19 protein-coding genes and 2 pseudogenes are annotated in these 25612 nt (G+C 62.2%); 10 read left to right on the top strand and 11 right to left on the bottom strand.

Annotation, left to right across the window (positions count from 1 at the left end; all coding sequences use genetic code 11):
• Nucleotides 1-24 precede the first annotated feature (24 nt).
• The 3 genes from AC1RWI_RS01705 (at nt 25) to AC1RWI_RS01695 (ending at nt 3033) form a co-directional block, all read left to right on the top strand.
• Entirely contained in the window at nt 25-1191 is a 1167-nt protein-coding gene (locus AC1RWI_RS01705) for an acyl-CoA dehydrogenase family protein (protein ID WP_043353958.1), read from the top strand.
• Nucleotides 1192-1334: 143 nt separating this feature from the next.
• Nucleotides 1335-2018, top strand: coding sequence for a nitroreductase (locus AC1RWI_RS01700; protein WP_492864166.1), 684 nt, complete (start codon nt 1335-1337; stop codon nt 2016-2018).
• A 211-nt stretch (nt 2019-2229) separates the two neighbouring features.
• Nucleotides 2230-3033, top strand: coding sequence for an IclR family transcriptional regulator (locus AC1RWI_RS01695; RefSeq protein ID WP_492864164.1), 804 nt, complete (start codon nt 2230-2232; stop codon nt 3031-3033).
• A 39-nt stretch (nt 3034-3072) separates the two neighbouring features.
• On the opposite strand, the gene AC1RWI_RS01690 is transcribed toward AC1RWI_RS01695, so the two are convergent.
• The gene (locus AC1RWI_RS01690) at nt 3073-3852 is read right to left on the bottom strand and encodes an IclR family transcriptional regulator (protein WP_043353961.1); all 780 of its coding nucleotides are present in this window, start codon (nt 3850-3852) and stop codon (nt 3073-3075) included.
• A 323-nt stretch (nt 3853-4175) separates the two neighbouring features.
• Here AC1RWI_RS01690 and fabG point away from each other — a divergent pair, with 323 nt between their 5' ends.
• Entirely contained in the window at nt 4176-4925 is a 750-nt protein-coding gene (gene fabG, locus AC1RWI_RS01685; protein ID WP_492864162.1) for a 3-oxoacyl-ACP reductase FabG, read from the top strand.
• A 593-nt stretch (nt 4926-5518) separates the two neighbouring features.
• Nucleotides 5519-9022, top strand: coding sequence for a pyruvate carboxylase (locus tag AC1RWI_RS01680; protein WP_492864160.1), 3504 nt, complete (start codon nt 5519-5521; stop codon nt 9020-9022).
• A gap of 127 nt (nt 9023-9149) precedes the next feature.
• On the opposite strand, the gene AC1RWI_RS01675 is transcribed toward AC1RWI_RS01680, so the two are convergent.
• Entirely contained in the window at nt 9150-9287 is a 138-nt protein-coding gene (locus tag AC1RWI_RS01675; protein ID WP_236702186.1) for a hypothetical protein, read from the bottom strand.
• Between the two features lie 300 nt (nt 9288-9587).
• Here AC1RWI_RS01675 and AC1RWI_RS01670 point away from each other — a divergent pair.
• Together AC1RWI_RS01670 and AC1RWI_RS01665 are read left to right on the top strand one after the other, a co-directional pair.
• Nucleotides 9588-9722 (top strand): annotated as a pseudogene (locus AC1RWI_RS01670) (alpha/beta hydrolase); the annotation flags it as partial.
• Nucleotides 9723-9867: 145 nt separating this feature from the next.
• Nucleotides 9868-10842 carry a LysR family transcriptional regulator gene (locus AC1RWI_RS01665; RefSeq protein ID WP_492864158.1) on the top strand — a complete coding sequence of 325 codons (975 nt, stop codon included), beginning with the start codon at nt 9868-9870 and terminating at the stop codon, nt 10840-10842.
• Between the two features lie 170 nt (nt 10843-11012).
• On the opposite strand, the gene AC1RWI_RS01660 is transcribed toward AC1RWI_RS01665, so the two are convergent.
• From AC1RWI_RS01660 to AC1RWI_RS01635, 6 genes and pseudogenes are all read right to left on the bottom strand, one after another.
• A complete protein-coding gene (locus tag AC1RWI_RS01660; protein ID WP_492864156.1) occupies nt 11013-12437 on the bottom strand; it encodes an MmgE/PrpD family protein in 1425 nt (474 codons plus the stop codon).
• A gap of 6 nt (nt 12438-12443) precedes the next feature.
• Nucleotides 12444-13448: a Bug family tripartite tricarboxylate transporter substrate binding protein gene (locus tag AC1RWI_RS01655; RefSeq protein WP_492864154.1), complete on the bottom strand. Its 1005-nt coding sequence runs from the start codon at nt 13446-13448 to the stop codon at nt 12444-12446.
• A complete protein-coding gene (locus AC1RWI_RS01650) occupies nt 13445-14845 on the bottom strand; it encodes an MmgE/PrpD family protein (protein WP_492864152.1) in 1401 nt (466 codons plus the stop codon). The genes AC1RWI_RS01655 and AC1RWI_RS01650 overlap by 4 nt, the downstream gene beginning before the upstream one ends.
• Before the next feature lie 228 nt (nt 14846-15073).
• Nucleotides 15074-15736, bottom strand: coding sequence for a DUF2889 domain-containing protein (locus AC1RWI_RS01645; protein ID WP_052494954.1), 663 nt, complete (start codon nt 15734-15736; stop codon nt 15074-15076).
• 27 nt (nt 15737-15763) lie between these two features.
• Nucleotides 15764-16198 (bottom strand): YybH family protein, encoded by a 435-nt coding sequence (locus tag AC1RWI_RS01640; RefSeq protein WP_492864150.1) that lies wholly within the window; start codon nt 16196-16198, stop codon nt 15764-15766.
• Between the two features lie 654 nt (nt 16199-16852).
• Nucleotides 16853-17464: pseudogene (locus AC1RWI_RS01635) on the bottom strand (IS3 family transposase); the annotation flags it as partial.
• A gap of 409 nt (nt 17465-17873) precedes the next feature.
• On the opposite strand from AC1RWI_RS01635, the gene AC1RWI_RS01630 reads away from it, so the two are divergent.
• The 3 genes from AC1RWI_RS01630 (at nt 17874) to AC1RWI_RS01620 (ending at nt 20704) form a co-directional block, all read left to right on the top strand.
• Nucleotides 17874-18245: a tautomerase family protein gene (locus AC1RWI_RS01630; RefSeq protein WP_492864148.1), complete on the top strand. Its 372-nt coding sequence runs from the start codon at nt 17874-17876 to the stop codon at nt 18243-18245.
• 208 nt (nt 18246-18453) lie between these two features.
• Nucleotides 18454-19377, top strand: a complete 924-nt coding sequence (gene kce / locus AC1RWI_RS01625) for a 3,5-dioxohexanoate:acetyl-CoA acetone transferase (protein WP_492864146.1) — start codon at nt 18454-18456, stop codon at nt 19375-19377.
• A gap of 457 nt (nt 19378-19834) precedes the next feature.
• Nucleotides 19835-20704, top strand: a complete 870-nt coding sequence (locus AC1RWI_RS01620; RefSeq protein ID WP_492864144.1) for an AraC family transcriptional regulator — start codon at nt 19835-19837, stop codon at nt 20702-20704.
• Between the two features lie 226 nt (nt 20705-20930).
• Here AC1RWI_RS01620 and AC1RWI_RS01615 read toward each other — a convergent pair whose 3' ends face one another.
• The 3 genes from AC1RWI_RS01615 to AC1RWI_RS01605 all read right to left on the bottom strand — a co-directional run bounded on the left by AC1RWI_RS01615 (nt 20931) and on the right by AC1RWI_RS01605 (nt 25496).
• Nucleotides 20931-21809 (bottom strand): SDR family oxidoreductase, encoded by an 879-nt coding sequence (locus AC1RWI_RS01615; RefSeq protein WP_043353977.1) that lies wholly within the window; start codon nt 21807-21809, stop codon nt 20931-20933.
• Between the two features lie 171 nt (nt 21810-21980).
• Nucleotides 21981-23750: an acyl-CoA dehydrogenase C-terminal domain-containing protein gene (locus tag AC1RWI_RS01610; RefSeq protein ID WP_492864142.1), complete on the bottom strand. Its 1770-nt coding sequence runs from the start codon at nt 23748-23750 to the stop codon at nt 21981-21983.
• Nucleotides 23751-23816: 66 nt separating this feature from the next.
• Entirely contained in the window at nt 23817-25496 is a 1680-nt protein-coding gene (locus AC1RWI_RS01605) for an AMP-binding protein (RefSeq protein WP_492864140.1), read from the bottom strand.
• Between the last annotated feature and the right edge of the window lie 116 nt (nt 25497-25612).

Raw genomic sequence — 25612 nt, 5'->3', positions numbered from 1 at the left:
TCTGACACCTGCAGGAGTGAAGCGATGGATTACCAACTCAGCGCCGATCAGCTCGCCATTATTGATGCGGCAGAAAAGATCTGTGCGGACTTTCCGCTCGAGTACTGGCGGAACAAGGACAAGAACCACGAGTTTCCGCACGAGTTCTTCGAGGCTGTCGCCAGCGGCGGCTGGCTCGGAATCTGCATGCCAGAGGAGTTCGGCGGCTCGAACCTTGGCGTGACTGAAGCTGCGCTCTTCCTGCGTACCGTGGCCGAGTGCGGCGGGCAAGCGGGCGCGTCCACTATCCACATGAACATCTTCGGCTTGCAGCCGGTCGTGCATTTCGGCACGGATGCACAGAAGAAGGCCTGGCTGCCGCCCTTTGCCCGGGGCGAACACAAGGCGTGTTTCGCAGTCACCGAGCCGGACACGGGCCTTGATACCACCAAGCTCAAGGTTGTGGCGAAGAAGCAGCCCGATGGCAATTACCTGATCTCGGGCAAGAAGGTCTTCATTTCGACCGCGCAGGTCGCTGACCACATGCTGATTCTCGCGCGCACCACGCCGGTCGAGGAGGTCAAGAAGCACGGCGAAGGGTTGAGCCTGTTCTACACCAAGCTCGATCGCAAATATGTGGAGATTCGGGAGATCGACAAGCTTGGCCGCGCCGCCGTCGACACCAACGAGTTGTTCATCGACGATCTGCCGGTCTCCAAAGACTCGCTGATCGGTGAGGAAGGCAAGGGCCTGAAGTACATCTTCCACGGCATGAACGCGGAGCGCGTTTTCGTCTCCGCCGAGCAGGTCGGTATCGGCCGCGCGGTGCTCAAGCTTGCCACGCAATACGCCAAGGACCGCGTCGTCTTCGGTCGTCCGATCGGCAAGAACCAGGGTGTCCAGCATCCGCTGGCCCGCAACTGGGCGGAGCTCGAGGCTGCCAACCACATGCTGCTCGCCGCTGCCGATCTCTACGACAAAGGGATCTCCTGCGGCTCGGAGGCCAATGCGGCCAAGCTGCTGGCATCCGAGGCCTGCATGAACGCTTGCCAGACCTCGATCCTCACGCATGGAGGCTTCGGCTACGCGAAGGAGTATCACGTGGAGCGATTCATGCGGGAAGCCTGGATCGGCTACATTGCGCCCGTCACCCCGCAGCTTATCCTGTCGAACATCGCCGAGCGCAAGCTCGGGCTGCCGAAGTCTTATTGAGCAGTTCGTGGCCCACAACGTGCTGGGTCTGCGCAAGGCGTGCCGATAGGCCATGGCGCCAACCTTTTCCCGTTCGGGGAAGGTTGGCGAGCATCGCCGGGCCGCTGCCCGGCACGAACTGACTCCTGGAAGGATTGGTCCCCATGACCGCACTAAATGCCGATATTGATGCGCTACGGCGCTTGATCTTCGGGCGCGCCACGTGCCGCGCCTATTTGCGCGAACGGGTGCCAGAGGACGTGATCCGCAGCATCGTCGACGCCGCGCGCGGCACCGCCTCGTGGTGCAACACGCAACCCTGGGATCTGGTAATTGCTTCGGGCGAGAGCACTGAAAAGTTCAGGAATGCGCTGATGGAGCAGGTGCGGCAGCACCCCGAACTGGACTCCGACTTTCCGTTTCCGGACGAATACCGGGGCGTCTACCTCGACCGTCGCCGCCAAGCCGGCTTTCAGCTCTATGAAGCGCTGGGGATTGGCCGCGGCGACAAGGAGAAGCGCGAAGACCAGTCGTTCGAAAACTTCCGCCTGTTCGGCGCGCCGCATGTGGCGATCGTCACCGTGCCGGAGGAGCTGGGAACGTATGGCGCTGTGGACGCGGGCGGTTTCGTCAGCGCCTTCCTGCTGTCAGCCCAGGCTCATGGCGTGGCCACCACGCCGCAGGCTGCGCTGGCCATGCAGTCCAGCTTCATTCGCAATTACTTTTCCATTCCGGAGGGACGCAAGGTGGTGTGCGGCATCTCCTTCGGCTACGCCGACAGGGCACATCCGGTGAATGGCTACCGCACCGAGCGCGCCCGGGTCGACGATATCCTGCGCCTGGTCTGACGCGCGCGCCGAGTTCTCAGCTGGCCGGGCAGCCTGGGCCGGCGTCATCCTGAGCCAGTTGCCCGGCACGCGGGGTGCTGGATCGCGGTTGGCGAATCGCCGCGTCGCGGAACACAACTTGGTCCATCGCCGCCAGCTGATTACCCTTGAGGCGTGATGAGAATAGCGGCTCGGTCCAATGAAGGCCTGGCCGGAAAAAATGGAGACAGCCATGGCAACCGTTCAAGCCGTGAAGCAATCGAACCGTGATCTCGACAAGGGTGACGTGCGGGTGGTGCCGCTGGCCCGCGGCCTGGCCGTGCTGGCTGCATTCAGCGCTGAGCATCCGTGGATGGGCAACCAGGAGATTGCCGTGGCGACCGGCATTCCGGCGCCCACCGTGTCCCGGATGGTGCATTCCCTGGCAGCACTCGGCTATTTGCGCTACGACGAGAGCCGGCGCAAGTACCGGCTTGCGTCGGCCGCATTGACCTTGGGCTACGCAGCCGTATCGGGCGACAGCGTGCAACGCGCCGCCCGCATCGAGATGCAGAAATTCGCCGACGCCAGCGATACCCATGTCATCCTGGGTGCGCGCGACCGGCTCGATGTCATCGTCAATGAATCGCAGGTTGGCAAGAACGTCTATCTCGACACGCACCTTGCCGCCGGGATCCGCGTGCCGATTGCTTCGTCCCCGATGGGCTGGGCATTGCTGGCCGCATTGCCGGAACGGGAGCGTTTCTACCTCCAGAGTAACGTTGAGCGCAAGAGCGGCCGTGACTGGCCTTCGGTGCGCAGGCAGATGGCCGAGGGCATGTCACAGCTCCACCAGTATGGCTTCTGCATGTCGCCTTGCGGGCGCGAGCTGGCATCGGTTGCGGTACCGCTCAGCGTGCCGGGACATCCGTCAGTGGTGCTGGCCAGCGTTGGCCGCAGCGCGGGCATGAATCGGGCCAGGATGGAGCGGGAGTTGGGCCCGAGGCTCGCCGCGACGGCGCATGCCCTAGAGGAGCGATTGAGCACGTGTCACTGATGCCGCCATGGCGCCCGGGAAGGCGCCGCGGATCGACCGTCAGATCAGCGTATCAATATCCCGCAGCAGTTCGACGAGGTCGGCTGCCGCGGCCTTCAGCACTGGCGCGAGGCGTTCTGTGATGGCTGCCATGTCCGGCTCCAACTCAACCGCGCCGCAGCTCAGCGACATCAGTGTGGCTGAACGTCCCACCGTGACCGGCAGGGCAATCCCGTAAGCACCGCGCTGATACTTGCCCAGGGAAGTGCAGACCCCAAGGCTCTGCAGGTCCTGAAAGGCTGCAGCGATGCCGCGTTCGAGCTCGGCGACGCGCGCGCCGTCCGCGCGCTTGAGGGTTTCCAGGTATTCATGTCGGGCCTCGGGGTGCAACCCCCACAACCAAGCACGGCCGGTCGCCGTCCAGCCCATCGGCAGCAGCGAGCCCACGCCGAGGCGCAGGGTCGCAATGCGCGAACTGGTTCGATGTGCGATATAGAGCATATCGAGCTGATCAGGCACGGCAAGGGCGACCGACACATTGAGTCGGTCCGCCAGTTCCTGCAGGAAGGGGTGCACGCGATCGGTGACCGGGTTGGTTTCCAGGTAGGTGTCGCCGATGTGGAGGGAAGCCGGGGCCAGCTCGAACTGCGTGCTGCCGGCAACGCGGCGCAGGAAGCCCAGCGCGATCAGGGTGGTGGTCAGGCGTGACACCGTCGCTTTCGGCAGGCCGGTGCGCTTGACGATCTCGCTGTTTGTGAGCGGCGTACGCTCGGCACGGAAGGCACGAAGCACATGAAGGCCCCGTTCCAGGGTCATCGTGATCTGTGCGGGAGGTGTCATGATCGGGTTGCCCTTTCAGTGCACCACTCCGGGAGGGTGCTTGTCTGATCTCTTGTCCGCGCCTTGCGGTGCGTTTTCCATACCGCTGGAACTGATGGTAGAGGCGGCAACCGCGTGGCTCAAATGCCGATTCGCGAGCCGGCGATTGCCGGAACACGAACCAGGCCGGCAGGTGTTCGCGGGCGGCGAATCGCGGCTTCGCCGATCGCCATTTGATGCGGCGCGGTACGACTTATACGATTCCGGTATTCGTTCGGCCTCGTTGCCGGACCGCCTGTCCATCGCGATGGCATCCGCCGCCGCGGCTAATGAAAAGGAAGGAAATGGATCTTCAGATCAAGGACCGTGTCGCCATCGTTACCGGTTCCGCACGAGGCCTGGGTGCGGCAACGGCGCGCCGGCTGGCGGAAGAGGGCGCGCGCGTGGTCGTGACGGACGTGCTCCGCGAGCGGGCAGAAGAGACTGTCGCGGCGCTGCGTGCTGATGGCCTGCAAGCCCATTGCGTAATCGCCGACATCACCAAGGCTGAAGACGTGAGCCGGCTGGTGGAAGAAACGGTTGCCCAATTTGGCGGGGTGCACATCCTCGTCAACAACGCCGGATTCCCGCGGGATAAGTATCTGGTGAAGATGAGCGAGGAAGACTGGGACCTCGTCATTGCGGTCATGCTCAAGGGGGCGTTCCTGGCGACCCGGGCGGTGATGCCGCATTTCATCGAACAGGGCTGGGGCCGCGTCATCAACATCAGCTCGCGCGCGCACCTCGGCAATCCCACACAGGCCAACTATTCGGCTGCGAAGGCAGGGCTGATTGGCATGGCCAAGGCACTGGCCATCGAGCAAGGGCGCTATGGCGTCACGGTGAACTGCGTGGCACCGGGCTTTATCGAGACGGAAATGGTACAGGCGTTGCCTTCGTACGAGACCATCAAGGAGCGTGCGGTGCAGATGCAGCCTATCAAGCGTGTTGGTCGTCCGGGAGATATCGCCGACGCGGTTGCCTTTCTGGCCTCCGAGCGCGCGGGCTTCATTACCGGCGAGGTACTGCATGTGAGCGGGGGACGCTTTGGCTGAGCCATGCAAGGGGCAAGCATGGAACTTGGGCTGACCGGGCGCAAGGTGCTTGTTCACCGGTGCTTCCCAAGGAATCGACGTGGGTCTTGCGCAGGCGTTCACCGTCGAAGGATGTGAGCCTATCTGATTGCCATGTCAGCGGAGCGGATCGATCGGATCGCCGCTGGGCTACGCTCCATTCTTGCGCCAAGACGATCTGGCGGGCACGCATCTGGTTGTGCCTGCCATTTGCCGTCGCTTGGCTTTCGCGTTACGTTGAAGGGCAGGCGCCTTGGATCTGGAAGAGGAAGGAACCGCGATGTACGACGGCAGAAGCGGAGCCGGCGCGGACAGCCGCGAGCTTGCAGGCGATGACAGCCAGCCGCGTGCCGGACAGACGCCAAGCGAGCGTTACGATAGCAATAAGCGGTCGCCACGGCGGAAAAATTGGGCGTGGGCGGCTGCGACAGGGCAATACGACTGGATGGATTCGCCCCCCAATTTTGCCCATTCCGACTGACGGCAGCGCGGAGCCTCAGGCCCGGCGCTGCATCCCCGATCATCTGACACGCCGTGACGCTTGTGCACGGCATGGCCTACTTTCTTGTGCACCCATGGACTACACCCCAATCAAATCCCTGTTGATTGCCAACCGCTCCGAGATCGCGATTCGTGTGATGCGCGCCGCTGCGGAAATGAACATCCGTACGGTGGCGATTTATTCGAAGGAGGACCGGCTTGCGCTCCATCGCTTCAAGGCCGACGAGAGTTACCTGGTTGGCGAGGGCAAGAAGCCGCTGGCGGCCTACCTCGACATCGACGACATCCTGCGCATCGCCCGGCAGGCCAAGGTCGACGCGATCCACCCGGGCTATGGCTTCCTCTCGGAAAACCCGGATTTCGCGCAAGCCGTGATGGACGCCGGGATTCGCTGGATCGGCCCGTCGCCGGAGGTCATGCGCAAGCTGGGGAACAAGGTAGCCGCTCGCAATGCGGCGATCGAGGCGGGCGTGCCAGTGATGCCGGCGACCGATCCGTTGCCCAGGGACCTCGACGAGTGCAAGCGCCTGGCGGCCGGCATCGGCTACCCGCTGATGCTCAAGGCGAGCTGGGGCGGTGGCGGGCGCGGCATGCGCATGCTGGAGAACGAGCAGGATCTCGAGACCGCGCTGCCGGCCGCGCGGCGCGAGGCATTGTCGGCGTTCGGCAATGATGAGGTGTATGTCGAGAAACTGGTGCGCAACGCGCGCCACGTAGAAGTGCAGGCGCTCGGCGATGCGCACGGCAATCTGGTGCACCTGTACGAACGCGACTGTACCGTGCAGCGTCGCAACCAGAAGGTGGTGGAGCGCGCGCCGGCGCCATACCTCGACGATGGCGGCCGGGCCGCGCTGTGCGATGCGGCGATGCGGCTGATGCGCGCGGTCGGGTACACGCATGCGGGCACGATCGAATTCCTGATGGATGCCGACTCCGGCCAGTTCTATTTCATCGAAGTCAATCCGCGCATCCAGGTGGAGCACACGGTCACCGAGCTGGTTACCGGGGTCGATATCGTCAAGGCGCAGATCCGCATCACCGAGGGCGGTCATATCGGCATGACCGAGAACACGCGCGACGCCGACGGCAAGATCGTCGTGCGCGCGGCCGGCGTGCCGGAGCAGGCGGGAATCTCTCTGAACGGGCATGCCCTGCAATGCCGGATCACGACCGAGGACCCCGAGAACGGCTTCCTGCCGGACTATGGCAGGCTCTCCGCCTACCGCAGCGCTGCGGGCTTCGGCGTGCGCCTGGACGCTGGTACTGCCTACGGTGGCGCAGTGATCACGCCGTACTATGATTCGCTGCTGGTCAAGGTCACCACGTGGGCGCCGACTGCCCCCGAGTCGATCCGGCGCATGGACCGCGCGTTGCGTGAGTTCCGCATCCGCGGCGTCGCGTCCAACCTGCAGTTCCTCGAGAACGTCATCAACCATCCGGCCTTCCGGTCCGGCGATGTCACCACGCGCTTTATCGACAAGACGCCGGAACTGCTGGCCTTCACCAAGAGGCAGGACCGCGCGACCAAGCTCCTGCGCTATCTCGGCGATGTGTGCGTCAACGGGCATCCGGAAATGAGCGGCCGCTCGCTGCCTGCGCTGCCGCTGCCCACCCCGGTGCTGCCTGCGGTGGATACCGGCGGCCCGCTTCCGACCGGTACGCGCGACCTCTTGCGAGAACTCGGCGCGGAGAAATTCTCGCGCTGGATGCTGGAGCAGAAGCGGGTGCTGCTGACCGACACGACTATGCGCGATGCGCACCAGTCGCTGTTCGCCACGCGCATGCGCACTGCTGACATGCTGCCGATCGCGCCGTTCTATGCCCGCGAACTGCCCCAACTGTTCTCGATGGAGTGCTGGGGCGGGGCGACATTCGACGTGGCGCTGCGCTTCCTGAAGGAAGATCCGTGGCAACGTCTTGAGCAACTGCGCGAGCGCGTGCCCAACATCCTGTTCCAGATGCTGCTGCGCGGCTCGAACGCGGTCGGCTACACGAACTATGCGGACAACGTGGTGAAGTTCTTCGTCCGCCAGGCCGCCAGCGCCGGCGTGGACGTGTTCCGCGTGTTCGATTCGCTGAATTGGGTGCGCAACATGCGTGTGGCGATCGACGCCGTATGCGATAGCGGTGCACTGTGCGAGGGCGCAATCTGCTACACCGGGGACATTTTCGACGGCTCCCGCCCTAAACACGACCTGAAGTACTACGTCGGGATCGCGCGCGAACTGCAGGCTGCCGGCGTGCACGTGCTTGGCATCAAGGACATGGCGGGGATCTGCCGTCCGCAGGCTGCCGCCGCGCTGGTGAAGGCGCTCAAGGAAGAGACGGGCCTCCCCGTGCATTTCCACACCCACGATACCAGCGGCATTTCGGCCGCTTCGGCGCTGGCTGCCATCGATGCCGGCTGCGATGCGGTCGATGGCGCGCTGGATGCGATGAGCGGGCTGACCTCGCAACCCAACCTGTCGAGCATCGCGGCGGCACTGGCCGGCAGCGAGCGCGCCTCCGGACTCGACCTGGAGCGTCTGCATGAGGCGTCGATGTACTGGGAAGGCGTCCGTCGCTACTACGCACCGTTCGAATCGGAGATCCGCGCCGGCACGGCCGATGTTTACCGCCATGAGATGCCCGGTGGCCAGTACACGAACCTGCGCGAGCAGGCCCGCTCGCTCGGCATTGAGCATCGCTGGACCGAGGTGTCGCGCGCGTACGCCGATGTCAACAAGATGTTCGGCGACATCGTGAAGGTGACGCCGACTTCCAAGGTGGTGGGCGACATGGCACTGATGATGGTGGCCAACGACATGAGTGCTGCCGATGTCTGCGATCCGGGCAAGGAGATTGCCTTTCCCGAATCGGTGGTCTCCCTGTTCAAGGGGGAACTCGGCTTCCCGCCAGATGGCTTCCCGGCGGCACTCTCGCGCAAGGTCCTGCGCGGGGAGCCGCCCGCGCCTTATCGGCCGGGCGACCAGATACCGGCAGTCGATCTGGCGGCGGCGCGTGCCGCGGGCGAAGCGGCCTGCGAGCAGGCGCTCGACGACCGGCAGCTCGCTTCTTACCTGATGTATCCGAAGCAGGCGATCGCCTACCACGCGCATGTGCGGACCTATAGCGATACGTCAGTCGTACCGACGCCGGCCTTCCTGTATGGCCTGCAGCCGCAGGAAGAAACGGCCGTCGACCTCGAGCCGGGCAAGACGCTGCTGGTGTCGCTGCAGGGCATGCACCCGGACGCCGAAGAGGGCAACATCAAGGTCCAGTTCGAGCTGAACGGCCAGTCGCGAACGGCGCTGGTCGAACAGCGCAGCGCCGCGCATGCGGCGGTGGTGCGCCACAGCCGTCCGGTTGCCGAACCTGGCAATCCGCTGCATGTTGCCGCGCCGATGCCGGGCGCGATCGTGACGGTGGCGGTGCAGCCGGGACAGCGCGTGGCCGCAGGCACGACGCTGCTTGCGCTGGAGGCGATGAAGATGGAAACCCACATCGCGGCCGATCGCGATTGTGAGATTGCCGCAGTACATGTGCAGCAGGGCGACCGAGTGGCGGCGAAGGACTTGTTGATCGAACTCAGGCTTTGAGGTTGAGCGCCTATTTGCGCCGATCCGAAAGTAGGGATCCGGAATGGGGCGGCAGGGGCCTCTCGCGGCGTCACCAGGGCCAGCGCTTCGCGAGCCTCTCGTGGCGTACGGACTTCACCGGCCGCCATCAAGGGAACGCGGCCATGGCGCTGGCGCTGATCAGTTCGCCGTTCGGGATCAGGCTGGGAATGAATCGGTCGTCGTAGGCCGCGAATTCCTTGGTGAAGCCGATGCCGCCGGCCTGCACGTGGGTGCAGCCTGTCAAGATGAGACCCACACCTTTTGCGCGAGCGCGGTACCAGGCCAGCTCTTGGTCGGAGATGCTTTCGTCGGCGTTCTAGGACCAGGTGGTCATCGGCGCCATCACCACGCGATTGCGCAGTGTGATGCCGTTGGCGAATGAAAATGTTTGGAACAGGAAGTCGTTAGATGATGTCATGCTTGATCTTCAAATCTGATGTCTTACGCCGATGTCTTACGCCGATGGCGCAAGTGCCGAAGCCCTGAAAGAGCATCAACGCCCGGATTGAGGCGCGAACCATTCGTCGTCGATGGCGCGCAGCATCTCGTCAGGCGGCATCCGGGAGGCGGCGTGAAGGAGCAGACCACCGGCCTCTACGCCAGGAAGCTGGCAGATAATGGCTTCGTCGCCATTGCCTACGACGCTTCCTACCAAGGCGAAAGCACGGGCGAGTTCAGACCTGCGGTGGCATATGGGGCACCTAATTCACCCTGGGGCATGGCCCGAGCCTGTCGCTTGAGTTCGAATGGTAGGAAGCGTATTGACAACCAGCAAGCCATTGGCATCTACTGCACATGTAAATCTGGCTTAACAATGAGGCAAGATGGATCCGTCCAAAATACCCTCGCTCGCTTGGTTCTCTCTCATCGCACAGCACGGTAGTTTCACAAAGGCTGCAGCGGAGATGGGGATCACGCGGGCGGCGCTGTCGCAGAGTCTTAAGACTCTGGAGCGGCAACTGAATGTCAAGCTCATTTACCGCACGACGCGCGACATGTCGTTGACAGAGGAAGGGCAGCGCCTGTTCGACCAGATCCGTCCGGCATTCGGGACCATTGAGCAAGCCGTGCGCAGCGTAGGCGAAGCCAATACGTCCCCATCGGGTCTGTTGCGAATCAACACGTCGAGGATTGCATCCCGGAACCTGATTGAACCGCATCTTGCGGAATTCCTGGCGCGCTATCCCCAGTTGAAGCTGGAAATCTTGCTGGATGACGGGTTTTCCAACATTGTGGCGGATGGATGTGACGCAGGCATCCGCATGGGAGAAAGCCTGGCGCAACATGTCGTGGCTGTCCCGATTTCGCCGTCGTTGGAGATGGCCGTCGTTGCGTCGCCCGACTACTTCAAGCGCCGCGGTGTGCCTGAGTCTCCCGCTGATCTGGCCAAGCATGACTGCGTGGCTTACCGACACACATCGAGCGGAGCCATCTTTCGGTGGGAGTTCAGTTCCCCGGAGCCGAATGGCCATGCGTTCGTTGTGGTGCCTCAGGGGTCCTTGATCACCAATGATGACGACAGCATGATTCGCATGGCCCTTCAAGGCGCCGGACTCGTCCAACATGTGGATATTGCGGTGCGCCACCTGATAGCGGACGGTTCATTGATGCGCGTCCTTCAGCCTTGGTGCAAGCCTTTTGCGGGGTTCTACCTCTATGTTCCCTCGCGCGCCCAGATGCCCCTGAAGGTTCGCGTCCTCATGGACTTTCTGATTGAAAAGAGAGGCCTCCTGGAGGCCGAAAAATCGGCTTTGGAGAATAGGCGGCGAAACATGAAGAAGCGACGTGCAACGGGATAAAGGCGCTGCCGAAGCGGCCTCTGAATCAGTGCGCCTCTCTGAGCATGAAGCGGGCCATTGAAGGAGACACTGGCCGTCGCGCGCGTGGCACCGACCAAAACACGTGGGCAGCGTGCTGCTTTGGGAGAGAATCCGGCACGACGCGTGGAAGGGTTGGCGCTCTACTTTTCCTACTGCCGCGCCAGCAGGCGCATGAGCTTGCCAAAGTCATCGACCTGCTCAAGGTGCAGCACGCTGTCCAGGACCTTGTCGATGGTCGCGACTGGAAGAAGACCATCGACGAAGGTGCGGAACTTGCAAACCAGTTCCTCCGTGGTCATGTAGGTCTGCGGGTCGGCCGAAGGGGTGCCCTTGGGGAAATGCTTCTCGGCAGCGAACGTCTGGCCACGTGCACGGATCTCGACGCGTGACGGGCGGCTGGTGATGTCTGCGGAAATGGACTGGAAGTAGGTCGGGTGTGTTTCCAGTTTTACCCGGTGCATCAAGGTCATGACCGACGGGTCGAAAACGACGGACGGGTCCTGCCATTGTCTGCCGGGGGGGATGCGGTGAGCAGCGACGGCCAGGCCATGCGCGAAGCAGAACTGCGCGTCGTGCAGTTCGGTAATCTCGTGGTTCGTGAAGCAAGGTAGCTCGTAGGCCCAGCCCTCTCCGTAGGAAGTGATGCCCTCGATTTCCTCGACACGTATGTTGTGCTGCGCCACGAGATCGATCAGGATATCCAGGGGTGCGTGCATGACGCGGCAGTGCGGATAAGGCTTGAAAATCTGGAAGGCGGGGAAACGCCATTCCTCGCCGAGGCCCGTGGTGAGAAGCTCGGGTGACCAGCGCGCGGTGCCGATAAAGCGCGGATAGCCGAATTCCTCGTCATCGAGCATCTGCAGGTCACCACGGTGGCCGAGATCGCCCATGTCGGCCGCCGACAGGGCAGCATTGGTCAACGCGCCGGCCATCTGGTACTTGATGGTCGCTGTCGGCGTGTGCATGAACCAGGCACGCTGCGAGTTGACCGGTGCCGTGGCGGCGGCGATGCCCAGGGCATTCGCCAGTCGGTCCACGGCAAGCCCCTTGAGCTTCGCGGCCGACGCCGTCGCGCCGAACACCGTGCTGCTGTAGCCGACGACCGACGTATGCGCAGCCGTACCGTCCTTGGTGTCGCGATAGCCGCTCATGGCGGCTCCCAACCGGCAGGAGATTTCGTGGGATACGGCGACGGCAGCGATCAGGTCACTTCCCGAGCGCTGGTGCACCTCAGCGGATGCGAAGGCTCCGGGCAGCACATAGGGGCTCACGTGGCCAGGCAGCAGCACGGAGTCCGCGTCCAGCGCGTTGATCATCTCGCCGTTGGCAAATGCCGCGCCGTGAGGGGTGGACTTGTCACCGGTGCCGATGATTGTCGCGCTGCCTCCGGTGCCACCGAGCCGCCGGCCGGCCTCAATGCCGATGCGCCCCTTCGGATGTTCCATGCCCGCCAGCGCGCAGCCGATGGAGTCGAGTATGTCGCGCTTGCATTCTTCAATGACATTCGCCGGCAGCCGCGCGATATCGGTTTTCACCGAGAACTCTGCCAGGCGTTCGATAATGGTCTTGCCCATGGGCGTTCACTCCTTTGCCAGTTCGAGGTCGGCGACGATCTTCATCGTGCGTTGCAGATCCTGCTGAAGGAAGCGGGTGAAGGCTTCCGGCGTCATCGTGCCGGGCTCTGCGCCATCGCGGCGGAAACGCTCTCTCACCGGGGCACTTGCCAGCGAGGCTAGCAACGCCTGGCTGAGGCGCTGTACGACCTCTTTCGGTGTGCCGGCGGGGGCGAGCAGGCCAAGGTACACGGTGTAGCTATACCCGGCGAGTCCTTGTTCGGCCAGCGTGGGGATATCGGGGAATGCCGGGGAACGCTTGGCGGATGTCACGCCCAGGGCGCGCAACCGGCCGTCCTTGACTTGCGGACCCGAGGAATTGCCGCCATCGAATGCAAAATCGACGCGGCCTGCGATAACGTCGCTCATGGCCGAGGCGATACCCTTGTACGGCACGTGTACGAAATCCAGGTTTGCCTGGTGCATAAGAATCGCGGCAGCCACGTGAGTGGTGGTGCCGCTGCCGCCTGACGCGTATGAGAGCTTGCCAGGCCTGGCCTGGGCCGCGGCTGTCAGATCAGCCACGCTGCGATATGGCAAGCTCGGCGAGGTGACCATCAGTAGCGGTGCTTCGTTCATCATGCCAATGCCGACGAAGTCCTTTAGCGCGTAGCCAGGGTCCTTCTTCATCGCCGGCAGTTGCGCAACGGTGTTGGCGCTGGCCAGCAGCGTGTATCCGTCGGCCGGTGCGGCCTTCGCGGCCCGAATGCCGATCTGGCCGTCCGCGCCGGGACGATTGTCGATGACAAGGGGCTGCCCCAGGTTCTCTGCCATTTGCTGTGCCACGGCCCGCGTGGTGATGTCCAGCAGCGCGCCCGGAGCAGAGTTCACGACGATTCGGATCGGGCGATTGGGATAGTGCTCCTGCGCTATGGCGGCAGCGGTTCCGGTCAGCAGAAGCGTGGCACACGCGATTTGGTTGATGAGTCGGTACATGAAGAATGTCTCCGGAAGAGAGGGCGAGGCGGTCAAGCCTCTCGATCGCCCAGCAGGGTCATGAGGTCGCGGCAATCTTTGAGCGACTCGATCTCGCGCAATAGCGCAACCGCGCGCCTGGCCGAGGCACTTCTTATGCCGAGCCGCTCCGCTGCCCGGTAGAGGATGTCTTCGATTTCCGTAGTCGGTAGCGGATTCTTCGGGTTGCCTCTCGATCCCGTGATCACCGGGGATTCGAGGACTGTGCCGTCGGAGAGCGTGAGCGTCACCACGGTTCCATTTGCCTCGTCTCGCATGTGTACATTGACCAGTCCTGCCAGATGCCGCAACTCCGGGTCGCGCTGGGCTGCGTCGTCGTAGTGACTGATGGAAAAGTGACCATCGCGGATTGCGCACGCGGCCGCCCATGGAATGCTGAACTGGGCTTCGATGACGCTGGCGGGTGCGCGCTTACGGTCGATGGGGCTGGCCATGATGGCCAGGCTGGTTGCTCCGAAGACGTCGATCGACTGAACCGGGCGACCGTTCAGCGAGGCACGAGTCTCCAGCACGGCGTCGATGACGGGGTGCGCCACCACGCCGCAGGGATATCCCTTGAATCCCAGATGGACGTTGAGAAAATCTTCGCCCAGGCGATGGACGATTTCATCGGCTGCAACCGTGCAACGCGGAAAATGCATTGCGTAGAGGCCGCAGCGACCGGTCAGCGATCCTCTGGGGCCAGGCATGCCGACCGCGGCCATCCGGGCCGCCGCAATGCCATTGCGCACGGCGATGCCGGCCTGAGTTGCCACCCCGCGTCCTTCAACCTGCCCCTGGAAGTTGCCGCAGGCCTGGCAATGCGCAAGTCCGAGTGCGTCGAGGAAGCCATCGGCATTTAGACTGAAGATCTTGGCCGCTGCCACCGCGGCGCCGTAGGTGCCCAGCGTAAATGTCGCGTTGGCTACGGCCTGGCCGGGCACAAAACCCAGGCCAAGGGGCCGCAGCAGCCGAATCTCCAGGTCGATGGCCAGGGCGACCGCCGTCGCCAGGGCAGGGCCACTTACGGCGCCTCGCGCCTCGGCCGCTGCAATGGCCGCGGGCACAACGCAACAACCGACGGCAAAGCCGATGGTCTCGTCAACCCAATACTTGTCCTCGTGCTCCCAGGCCTTGCCAGCTCGGCCATTGACCAGGCCTGCGAGTTCGGCAGTCGTGCGCTGGCTGGTGCCCAGTATCGCGGCTTCGGCTGGCCCCGCCAGTTGTTCAACATAGCGCAGCAGCGTTGCATGGTTCGCTTCGGTGACGCCCTCCAGTCCTGTCGCCAGCCACCACAGGATGGCACGCAACGCACTCTCACGCGATGGCGCCGGCAGATCGTCCCAGGCCGTCGCAGCAAGATGCGTGGCAACGCGGCGCTCGATGGGGAAATCGTCAGTTGCGTGTGGCTGCATGCTTCTCCTTCGTAGTGGCCGTTAGGCGGGGCGCAAGCTCGTCGTCGTCACACAGATCCAGTGAGGCGTTGGCGCAAACGAGTTTCGAGGCCGCCGCCAGGAACCGTCAAGCGGTGGCCCTGCCATGTTCCATACAAAGAACAATGCCGCCATGCGCCAATGGAATGGGCCGGAGCTCCAGGAGTGGCAGCCTCCTGGGGGCGGGCCGGCAATAATGAAGTGCGGTGGTTAGTCCGAAGCGGTTGGACTGGTGCCTGCCGAAGCGTTGCCGGGGGGCTGGTAGAAGTCCGGGGCCCACCGCCTTATCACTTCGCCGTCAAGGCGCCAGCCGAGGCACTTGCCCCAATGCGGCTTGGGCGACGTCGCCATCGGAGGTCTGATGCGCGGTTCGGGCAGGGCCTCCCATTCCTGGCGCCGCGTTTCTCCGCCCACGGTCTGGTATGCCACGGTACCGAAATTCATCAGCAGTTCGCGCAGATGCGTGCAGCCTCTGGTGCCACCCAATGTGGCTTCCAGCGCCTTGCGCCAGCCGCGCGCGATGCTCGCGCCAACCAGGCCTTGCAGCGGCGGAATGCCCCCGGTGCATTCGGGAAAAGGAGTGGAAGGCAGTGCCGCTGCGATGGCCCGGACGGTATAAGTGTCGTCCAGCGTGATGCGGACCCGCATGTGGTGTATTGGCACGTCGGGCGGTTGCTCACCGCTTTCCCAGCTGGGCCAGGGCGCGGTCTTGCTGTCCTTCATCTCACCTTCGATATCCCATAAGCCGTCATCACGGCGAAAGCCTTGCATGATGACAGCGCGGGTATGCAGGTGGCGTCGTGGTGCCGGTGGCGGCAATTCGTTGGCAAACGTTGGCGCGGAATGGTCGGCGGGCGCGTGGTCTTCGTGCATCGGGTCTTCTCGATGAGGGGGCTCCGGCTATTGGATAGGCGGTGCCTCCGGTGTCGGGGAAAAGTGGTGCTGCAGAATCTGCCACACGCCTAGGCGCTTGACCAGCACCCAAGTCGTCCGCAGTGTCGAGTCGGTTTCGCGCCCGTCTGTGAGCACGAAGCGGAAGTTTGCATGCCCCTGCGCCAGCAGCGTGTCCTCGCCGAGCTCGACCAGGGTCTGGTCGGCCAGGGACATCGATGCCGAGCGCAGCGTCCCGGTGTACGAGGCAAAGTACCCCAGGATCGCCGCGTGGCCCACGGCGTGGCCCGGGCGGCCCCCGAAGAACAGGGCTTCGGGTGCGTACAGCGCGGTCAGCGCGTCGGCGTTCCATGTCAGTGCGGCAGTATTCCAGCGGCGCTTGACATCTTGCAGGACGGCCTGCGCGCGTGCGGCGTTCGTGCTTGTGGCGTGGTGTTCAGTCATGGTTGCCTTGTCATGTCATTGCCAGGCCCAGCCCGGGTGTTCCCGGCCATGCCTTCCCTGTGCCATCGCCGGCAATGCTACGGCGACGACGCCCGCCAGCTCAACCGAAAAGACCGGGAGTTCCGTACCTTGGAATGCCACGGCGCGGCTGCACAGTGGGAGCTTGCCTGGATCTTTCAAAGTACGGGAGAGTTCGCACAGAGCGATTGGTAATCTTCCTGCGATACAGCATAGTGAACGCGTACACGCCAGAATGCGGTAGCCGTTGTCTCCATGCTCGCCTCAGCGAGCTTATGCCCCGCGGCTCGCCGCGGGGCTCTTCTTTTCGGTGCGCCCGTCAGGGCCCACTGACTTGAGGGTGCAAGTCCCTTACACGCCCGGCAAGGGGAAGTGTCAGCCAGAGACAAGGGTTTCCCGGGCGACTGGGAGTATGAAGGAAGTCCGAGGCAAAGCGCTGGCCTGACGAACAGGAAGCGGATGAGGCGTCGTATCGGGGTGAGGTGGCCGAAATTGCCAAAGCCCAGTACTTGCACGGAACGATCCGATCGGCTTGCCGAACTGGACACGATCCTTAGCAAGGCGTGCCGCCGGCTCGTAGGCCACTTCGGCCACACGGTATTCCCCCCCATTTCTAGCGGTCGTTGGAAGTAGAGGCTAGGCCATGATGGCCAATCGTTGTTTCGGGGTAATGCCGTCGAGCGCCATATTCGGGCGCTCGTGATTGTAAGACCACAACCATCTGGTAGCGTAGTCCTGAACCTCGGCAACGGTGTCGAACAGGTAGTGCGCCAGCCAGTCATACCTGACGGTCCGGTTGTACCGCTCGATGTGAGCATTCTGCTGCGGCTTGCCTGGCAGGATGAACTGCAGCTTGACTCCTCGCTTGCCGGCCCAGTCCTTCAGCGCTTCGCTGACGTATTCCGGGCCGTTGTCGCATCGGATCGCCTGCGGCTTACCCCGCCACTCGATGATCTGATCCAGGCAACGGATCACCCACGGTGATGGCAGCGAGAAGTCCACGTCGATACACAGCCCCTCACGGTTGAAATCGTCGATAACGTTGAACAGCCGGATGCTGCGGCCGTCGGCCAGTTGGTCGTGCATGAAGTCCATGGACCAGCTTTCATTCAACGACTGTGGCACTGCCAAAGGCTTCGGCTGCTCGCGTACCAGTCGTCTGCGGGGCTTGATGCGCAAGTTCAGCTCCAACTGGCGGTAGATGCGATACACGCGCTTGTGGTTCCAGCCAAAGCCCTTCACGTTGCGACGCCGTCGCCAGTGAGTTGCCCACCGCCGGGCGGCGTCGTGGTCGACAAAGGCGACTCGCCGCCCGCCTGCGGACAACTCGAACGACGCCATCAAAAGGAACCCAACTATCGACATAAAATTCAGATGTAAGACTGTCCGACGAAGCGGGGTACCCTCGGACAGGCTGTCAGCGTTGTGCCAATGCTGCCGTCAGCGGCTCCTGCAGCGCCCGGGCGCCTAGCGGGTGGGGCACTACCTACGTCGCACTGGCGGGCACCGGCCCACCGATAACGAACTCGGCCTGGACCGGTGGCACGACGCGATGTCATGGCACTGCCAAGCAAGTGGTGGCACCCCGATGCAATCGCCCGCGGCGACGTTCCGAGAGACTGAAGCCTCAACAGCCCTATCTTCACGGAGACACAACATGCCCGTCATTGTTTGCGAATGCAAGGTCGGAATCGAAGCTGGCGTCAAGGCCAAGGTCGCCAGCGAGTTCACGAGCGCGATCAGGGAGATCATCCTCTCGCCGCTCGACTTGATTAGCGTCGTATTCCATGAATCCACGCCCGAGAATACCTACCGTTCGGGAGAGCCCACTTCCGAAACGCTGATCTTCTGCCACATACGTGATGGGCGCAGCGACGGCGCCGTGCTATCGCTGGCCAAAAAGGTGAGCACGATCTGGAGCGCGTGCACCGGGGCAACGGAGGACGAAGTCGAGGTTCTCGTCACACTGTATCCCGCCAAGTACGTCGTGCGCGGCGGTGAACGCCTGCCCGAAGCCCCTCGCGTGTGAGGGTGGGTCAGCCTGCACGGACCAACGGGAGCGACCTTGTCTATGCACGGGCGGTCGTTGGCCGTGAGGTCTCGGCCCGGAATGTGTGTCTGCGCCGCATGCCGAACCTCAAACTGAAGATAAAAAGAGACAAGTCAATGAAGTCAACCCGCCCTAAGCCGGTAATCGCAGATTCAGGCCACCCGATGCGGACTTCCGGATTCATATCATGAGTAAAGTCATCATCACATGCGCTGTCACCGGTGCGATTCATACGCCCTCGATGTCACGGTATCTACCGGTCACACCGGAAGAGATCACCGAAGCCTCGGTCGGCGCGGCCGAAGCGGGCGCCGCGATCATTCACCTTCATGCACGCGATCCTGTCACGGGCAAGCCGGACCAGAGCCCCGATGCATTCGGCCGATTCTTGCCGCAAATCAAGGCATGCACCGACGCCGTGTTGAATATCACCAGTGGCGGCTCGCCCTACATGACGATCGAGGAGCGCATTCAGCCGTCAATGCGCTTTGCGCCCGAGGTGGCTTCACTCAACATGGGCTCCATGAACTTCGCGCTGTTCCCGATGCTCGCGCGTTTCAAGGAGTTCAAACATGCATGGGAGCGCGAAGCGCTGGAAGCCAGTCGTGACCTGATTTTCCGCAACACCTTTAAGGATATTGAATACGCCCTGGCGCAATGTGCTGCCAATGACACGCGCTTCGAATTCGAGTGCTACGACGTGAGCCACCTCTACAACTTGGCGCACTTCGTCGAGCGCGGGCTGGTCAAGGCGCCGTTCTTTGTCCAGACTGTGTTCGGCATCCTGGGCGGTATCGGCACGCATCCTGAAGACGTGTTGCACATGAAGCGGACGGCCGACCGACTGTTCGGCAATGACTATCGCTGGTCGGTGCTGGGGGCAGGCAAGGATCAGCTTCGCCTTGCAGCAATGTCTGCCAGTATGGGCGGCAATGTGCGCGTCGGATTGGAAGACAGCCTGTGGCTTGGGCGGGGCACGCTCGCCGAGAGCAATGCAGCGCAGGTGCGGCAGGTGCGGCAGATTATCGAGGGGCTTGGACTCGAAATCGCCAGCCCGAACGAAGCCCGAGACATCTTGCAATTGAAGGGCATTGGGAAAGTCGGGTTCTGAGAAGGAACAGGGTCGACGTCTTTGCCCAGGCAAACCGCGTGGCCAGGCCCATGGGGCCGCGCGCCGAGATCACGCGCGCCCGGTGCGGCCGACGCCGCAATCGGTCAGCAGTGCCTTTCACCGGGATGTTGGGACGCCATCGGCCAGGCCTGAGTCGCGGATTTACCGTGCTTGATGCCATTGCGCCGCGGCCTCGTTGAGCAACGCATCTCGGCGACCTACCTCGGCTGCCCTGTCCGCACTTCGATCGCCTGCCGATGGGCCGGGATTTCCTGCTTTAGCGTGCGGCACATCGAGGGGCGCGGACTATCGTCTTGGGCAGCAAGTGCGATGCTGGATGGGATGCGTCAGCGACCCCCTCCCCATAAGGGGTCTTCACCCGCGACTGATTCGCTTGCGAGGCCAAGGGGCCGCGCGCACAATGAGGCCGGAAGCAAGGTCGAAGCGGAGGTAAGCAATGCATGGTCACCTAGACTCACAAGATGAATACCGCGAGGTAGGGGGCGAACTCGTATCCGGCACCATTGTTGACTCGCGCACCACACATGTTGAAGTCCTCGCGCGCCGGGCGACCGGGCCCATCTCCTGGCGTTTTCGTCAACCGCGGCTCGCGCTGTTCTGGTTTCGGAACGGCCTCAAAGAGTTGCATCTGGAACTCGACGGCCGCCGCATCCACTCGGGAATAAAACAAGGAACAAACCTTGCTCTGTTCCCGGCCTCGATTTCAGTCGAAGGCGAGTTCGACGTAGCCCCGAACTTCGACTACACGGTGGTCTTCCTCGACCCGATCGTTGCCTCCGACGCCGGCTGCCACTTCAATCGGCCGCTGATTGCCTTTGGCAACGAAGATCTGCAACGTGGCCTTTCAGTCCTATGCCGTGAGGCGCGCAATGCAGACAGCCTTTACGGGTTGTTCGCCGAGGGCTGGGCAATGCAAGCACTCGCCCTACTGGCGCGGGTCGACGGCAGCCAGCCAGCCACCATTCGCCAGTGCGGTGGCCTCGCACCTGGCAGCTTGCGGCGCGTTATCGACTACATCGAGGCCGACTTGTCGAGGCCGTTCACGATCAAGGACCTGGCGCAAGTCGCCGGTGTCAGTCCCCGGCATTTCATGCGGGCTTTTCGCGAAAGTGCCGGGCAGACGCCCTTGCGCTTTGTGTACGGTCTGCGTCTCGAGCGTGCCAAAGAGTTCCTCCTGGATCCTCGTCGCACCGCAACCGAAGTCGCGCTGGATTGCGGCTTCAGCCACGCTCAGCACTTCAGCACCGCATTCAAGAAGGCGACCGGCGTCACGCCGTCCGATTTCCGCAGGGCTGCGACGCGCTAATGCGTTACGCGGCCCCGGGTGCCATAGTGGCGTTGGTCATCGTGATTTCCTTCAAGGACAAAGTTCGGTGGATCGCACATCAAACGAATCCAGACTTCACGATGGCCACCCCGAGCGAAGTGGTCGCTGCGCGGCAAGCTGCTTCGGGCTAAGCCCTACGCGCTTTGCCGCGCAGCGAGTGGCACAAGACTTACCTCACTTCCTGGGACACCAACCGATGGAGAGCTCACGCTCGAAATACGTCCAGGTTGTCGGTCAACCATTCGGTCAACGAACGTGGGGCCTTTCCGGTCAGTTCCTCGACCGTCGACGTCGTTTCGGCGATCACAGACTCGCGGAACATTTGGTCGAGTCCAACCAAAAGATCGGCTACGAGCGGAGAAAGTCCGGCGCCGAGCAGCGCCTCTCTCTGCTCAGCAGGCGAACGGTCGACGTAAGTAACCGGATGTCCAAGTAGGCGCGCCAACTCCTCTGCCACCTGGTTCATGGTCCACGCACGCGGGCCAGACAGGTGGTACGCACGTTGCGACGCCGGCTCGATCTCCTCGAGCAATGCAATGCGGGCTACTTCAGCAACGTCGCGGGTATCGATGAAGTTCACACGCCCATTGCCTGCTGCGCCGGCCCAGGAACCGGCGGCGACGTGTGGCCCCAGGCGCTTGAGCACGTGGCTGAAAGTGCCAGGGCGCAAGACGGTAGATGCGATTGGCTGCTGCGCCAGATGCGCTTCGATCTGCATGTGCCAAGCGATGGGAAGAAGTCGGGTCGCGGGACCGAGGGCGGACAGTTTGACGATGTGCCGAACGCCTGATGCAACTGCTGCATCGATCAACGCGATTTCGTTGGCGACCTGTTCGAGGGAGGTGCCATGCGCGATGAAGAGCCGGTCGACGCCGCGCAGGGTCTCCTCAAGCGTGTCCGCGCGTTTGAAGTCGGCCTTGAGTGTTACCACCCCTTCGGGCAGTCGCGCTGTGCTGGGTTGGCGCGTTAGTGCGACCAGGTCGATCGGGTCAGCGGCGAGCAACGCCGTCAATGTAGCGCCAACGCGTCCTGTTGCGCCCGCGATGGCGATCCGCGGTTTTTTGATATTAGGCTTCGAGAGCAATGTCAGTACCTTTAGGATGTATCACGGAACGTTCGTTCCAATTTGTCAGAGGGTGCCTGGTTGTAGAGCCAAGCTTCTTCGGCGCCCGGCAGGCAGCAAACTCTGTATGTTCTGGCGGCAGCGCATTCTGCTGCGGCTGCCGCCAAAAAGACCATGGCGAAAGTGGAGGCGTTAGCCGAAATCAAGCTCCATGATCGGACCGGAGCCGGCAGCGATAGCCGCTGCCAGAGATTGTATTTCGGGTAGCAGCTTCTTGAAATAGAAGCGCGCCGTCGCGACTTTCGATGCATAGATCGGGTCGGCAGAGGCGGGGTTGACGAGCCCGATCGCAGCCATGCGTGCCCACATCCATGCTAGACCGACATGGCCGGCAAGCCGAAGGTAGGATGCAGCAACGCTTCCCAAGACATGAGGATCCGTTTTGGCTTGCATCGATATTTCGTGCGTCGCGTTCCGCAACACTTCGGTCGCGCTCGAAAGCGGGGCGGTAAATTCCCGCAGGACTGGATTGTCGGCATTCGCGTCGATGAACTCGGTGACGATTGCAAGGAACATCTCCAGCCGTGTGCCCTGGTCGGGGAGAACTTTGCGTCCAAGTAAGTCCATGGCTTGAATGCCGTTGGCACCTTCGTAGAGCGGGATGATACGTGCGTCACGAAGATGCTGTTCGACCTGGTTATCCACGATATAGCCATGTCCACCAAAGACTTGCATTGCCAAGCTGGTACATTCGACGGCGAGGTCGCTGCTGAATGCTTTAACGATCGGAGTAACCAGCGCAGAGAGTTCTGCCGCCTGATGCCGGACGCCGGAGTCATCGGCGAAGTGCTGGGTGTCGGCCAGCTGGCATGCCCACTGCGCGAATGCTCGTGTTCCTTCGACATATGCTTTCTGAGTCAGCAGCATACGGCGCACATCAGCATGCTCGATAATCGGATCCGCAGGGCCGTTACGGGTCGATGCTGTCGGGGACCTTCCTTGTGTGCGGTCCTTGGCATAGCCCAGTGCCTTCTGGTACGCCGCCTCCATCAGTCCGATTGCATTGACCCCGACAAGGAGCCGCGCGTGGTTCATCATGACGAACATAGCCGCGAGCCCCTTGTCTGGCTCGCCCACCAGATAACCTGTTGCACCATCGAAGTTCATCGTGCAGGTGGCGTTCGCATGGATGCCCATCTTGTGCTCCAGGGAGCCACAAGTGACTGCGTTGCGTTCGGCCAAATCTCCTTCAGGCGACACCAGGAACTTTGGAACAAGGAAGAGGGAGATACCCTTGACGCCGGGGGGCGAGTCCGGTAACCGGGCGAGTACCAGATGGACGATATTGTCCGTGAAGTCGTGTTCGCCTCCCGAAATGAAGATCTTCGTACCGGTTATGCCGAAGGTGCCATCGGCATTCGGTACTGCACGGGTGCGCAAAAGTCCGAGGTCGGTGCCGCAATGCGGCTCGGTCAAACACATGGTTCCCGCCCATTCGCCGGAAGCCAGCTTCGGGAGGTAGAGCGCCCTCTGCGCGTCCGAACCATTAGCCGCCAGGCATGTGTAAGCCGCCTGCGACATACCAGGATAGGCCGCCCAGGCCATGTTAGCGCCAGCGAATATCTCCATGACAGCCGCATTGACCGCGTTCGGCAGTCCCTGGCCACCATGCTCCGATTGACATGCCAGTGCGGTCCAGCCTGCTTCAGAAAATTGCTTGTACGCGTTCTTGAATCCATCAGGCGTCGTCACCACACCTGACGAAGGCATGGTGCAGCCTTGACGGTCTCCAATGCCGTTCAAGGGCGCCAGAATTTCTGTAGCGAACTGACCTGCGGCTTCGATTACCTGGTTGATCGTGTCGGGATCGGCAATTTCGGCAATTGGGGAACCGGCGGACACGTCGAGCAGTTCATGCAGCACGAACTGAAGATCGCGGACGGGGGCGTGATAGTAGTTCATATGGTTCGGGTGTGGTGGCAGCCGCATGGCAGGCCAGAGAGAAATCGAGAAGGGATGAGCGGGGCGTTATGCATTGCTTTGCTCGGCAACCAAGCGCGAACGCAAGTCTCTACGCAGGATCTTGCCAACCGTTGATTTGGGGAGGGCATCGATCAGCGTAATGTGTCGTGGCACTTTATAGGCCGCAAGATGGGAGCGACAGTGTGCCTCCACTTGTTCCGTGGTGAGCGCCATGTTGCGTGGCACGATGAAGAGGTGCGGGGCCTCGCCAGAACGCTCGTCAGGCACCCCGATACAGGCTGCCTCGAGGACATCGGGCATCATTGCGACGACGGCCTCGATCTCATTCGGATAGACGTTGAAGCCTGAGACGAGAATCATGTCCTTCTTGCGGTCGACCATTGTCATGAAGCCCAATTCGTCCATGACAACAATGTCGCCCGTCCTGAACCAGCCACCATCAAGGAACGCTTTCCGTGTTTCGTCGTCTTGATTCCAATATCCGCTGAAGAGTTGTGGTCCCTTGATCAGAAGTTCGCCTGCAACACCAAGTGGGACGTCGTGCCCACTTTCATCTACCAGGCGAACGTCGGTCGAAGGCGCAGGAATGCCGATCGTCCCGCTTCGCCCAGGAGGATTGAAGGTGGCGCTCGGTGAGGTCTCTGTAAGACCATAGGCTTCGGTAACAGGGGGAGCACCGGCCGCGAGCCATCGCTTTGCAATAGCGTCCTGGATTGATGCCCCGGCGCCAATCACCAAACGCGTGGCGCTGAAGTCTACGGAAATGAGTTCCGGTGTGTTCACCAAGCTGTTGAACAAGGTGTTGACCCCGATAAAAATCTGGAATGGCCGCCGCTTCAACTCAGTAAGCACAGCACCAGCCTCACGCGGATTGGGAACCAAGCGATTCTCACAACCGAGCAATAGCGCCAGTAGTGCAGTTGCAAGCGGGAAGATATGATACAGAGGCAGTGGTGTCACCATTGATGCCTCCGAGCCTGCTAGAGGCGGTCCAACCCAAGTCGAAACTTGCGCCAGACTCGCGCAAACTGACTTGTGCGTGAGGACTGCCCCCTTGGACACGCCCGTCGTGCCACCGGTGTATTGCAGAATGGCGATGTCCTGAGCGGTCTGTGCGACCGGGGAAAGACTGCCCCTGCTTCCCTGCAGAATCGCGTGGGCTAAAGGTTGGCACGTGCGACCACCGGTCGTGCCGGCATGTTGAACAGCGCCAGCATCTTTTGCGAGTGCCGCGAGTTGAACGGCAATAGGCTTCATTCCAACAACCGGTGCCGTCAGCACCTGAACAATGCTGGTTTCCTCCAGCACTTGCTGCAGCGACTGCTGTAGTTGGTCGGCGACGATAATGCAGGTGGCGCCAGAATCCTGCAGCTGATGCTTCAATTCACGCGGTGTATACAGGGGGTTGACTGGAACCGCCACCATCCCTGCTTGAAATACCGCTGCCAGGCCGATCAGGAAAGCTGGGCAGCTTGGCAGCATCAACGCTACACGGTCCCCCTTTTTCAATCCCGATTGCTGCAGGAACGTCGCGAGCGCCTCGGACAGAATACCGAACTCTGCGTAACTAAGTGATTCCTCCAGGCAGGTTACCGCAGGACGCGTGGCGAACGAGGCGGCCGCGCGTGCAATCATGGGCCCCAGTGTCGCTGTCGCGTCCACCTCAATGTCAAGCGGTATCCCGGCGGGATAGGAGCTATGCCAGCGTCTGGCTTCCATATTCATGTCTCTCAGTTGTTATACCCTGGTTAATATCCAGGTTGTTTCGCTCTGTTGCCATCCGCCCCACGGCTTCCCGAACGAAATCGGGTCCGTGTAGTGAGATGCATCGTGACGAACGC

This window comes from Cupriavidus sp. MPR-AND1C (assembly GCF_058809705.1).
Note: the sequence above shows the minus strand (reverse complement) of the source record. Positions and strands in the feature narration are given on the sequence as shown.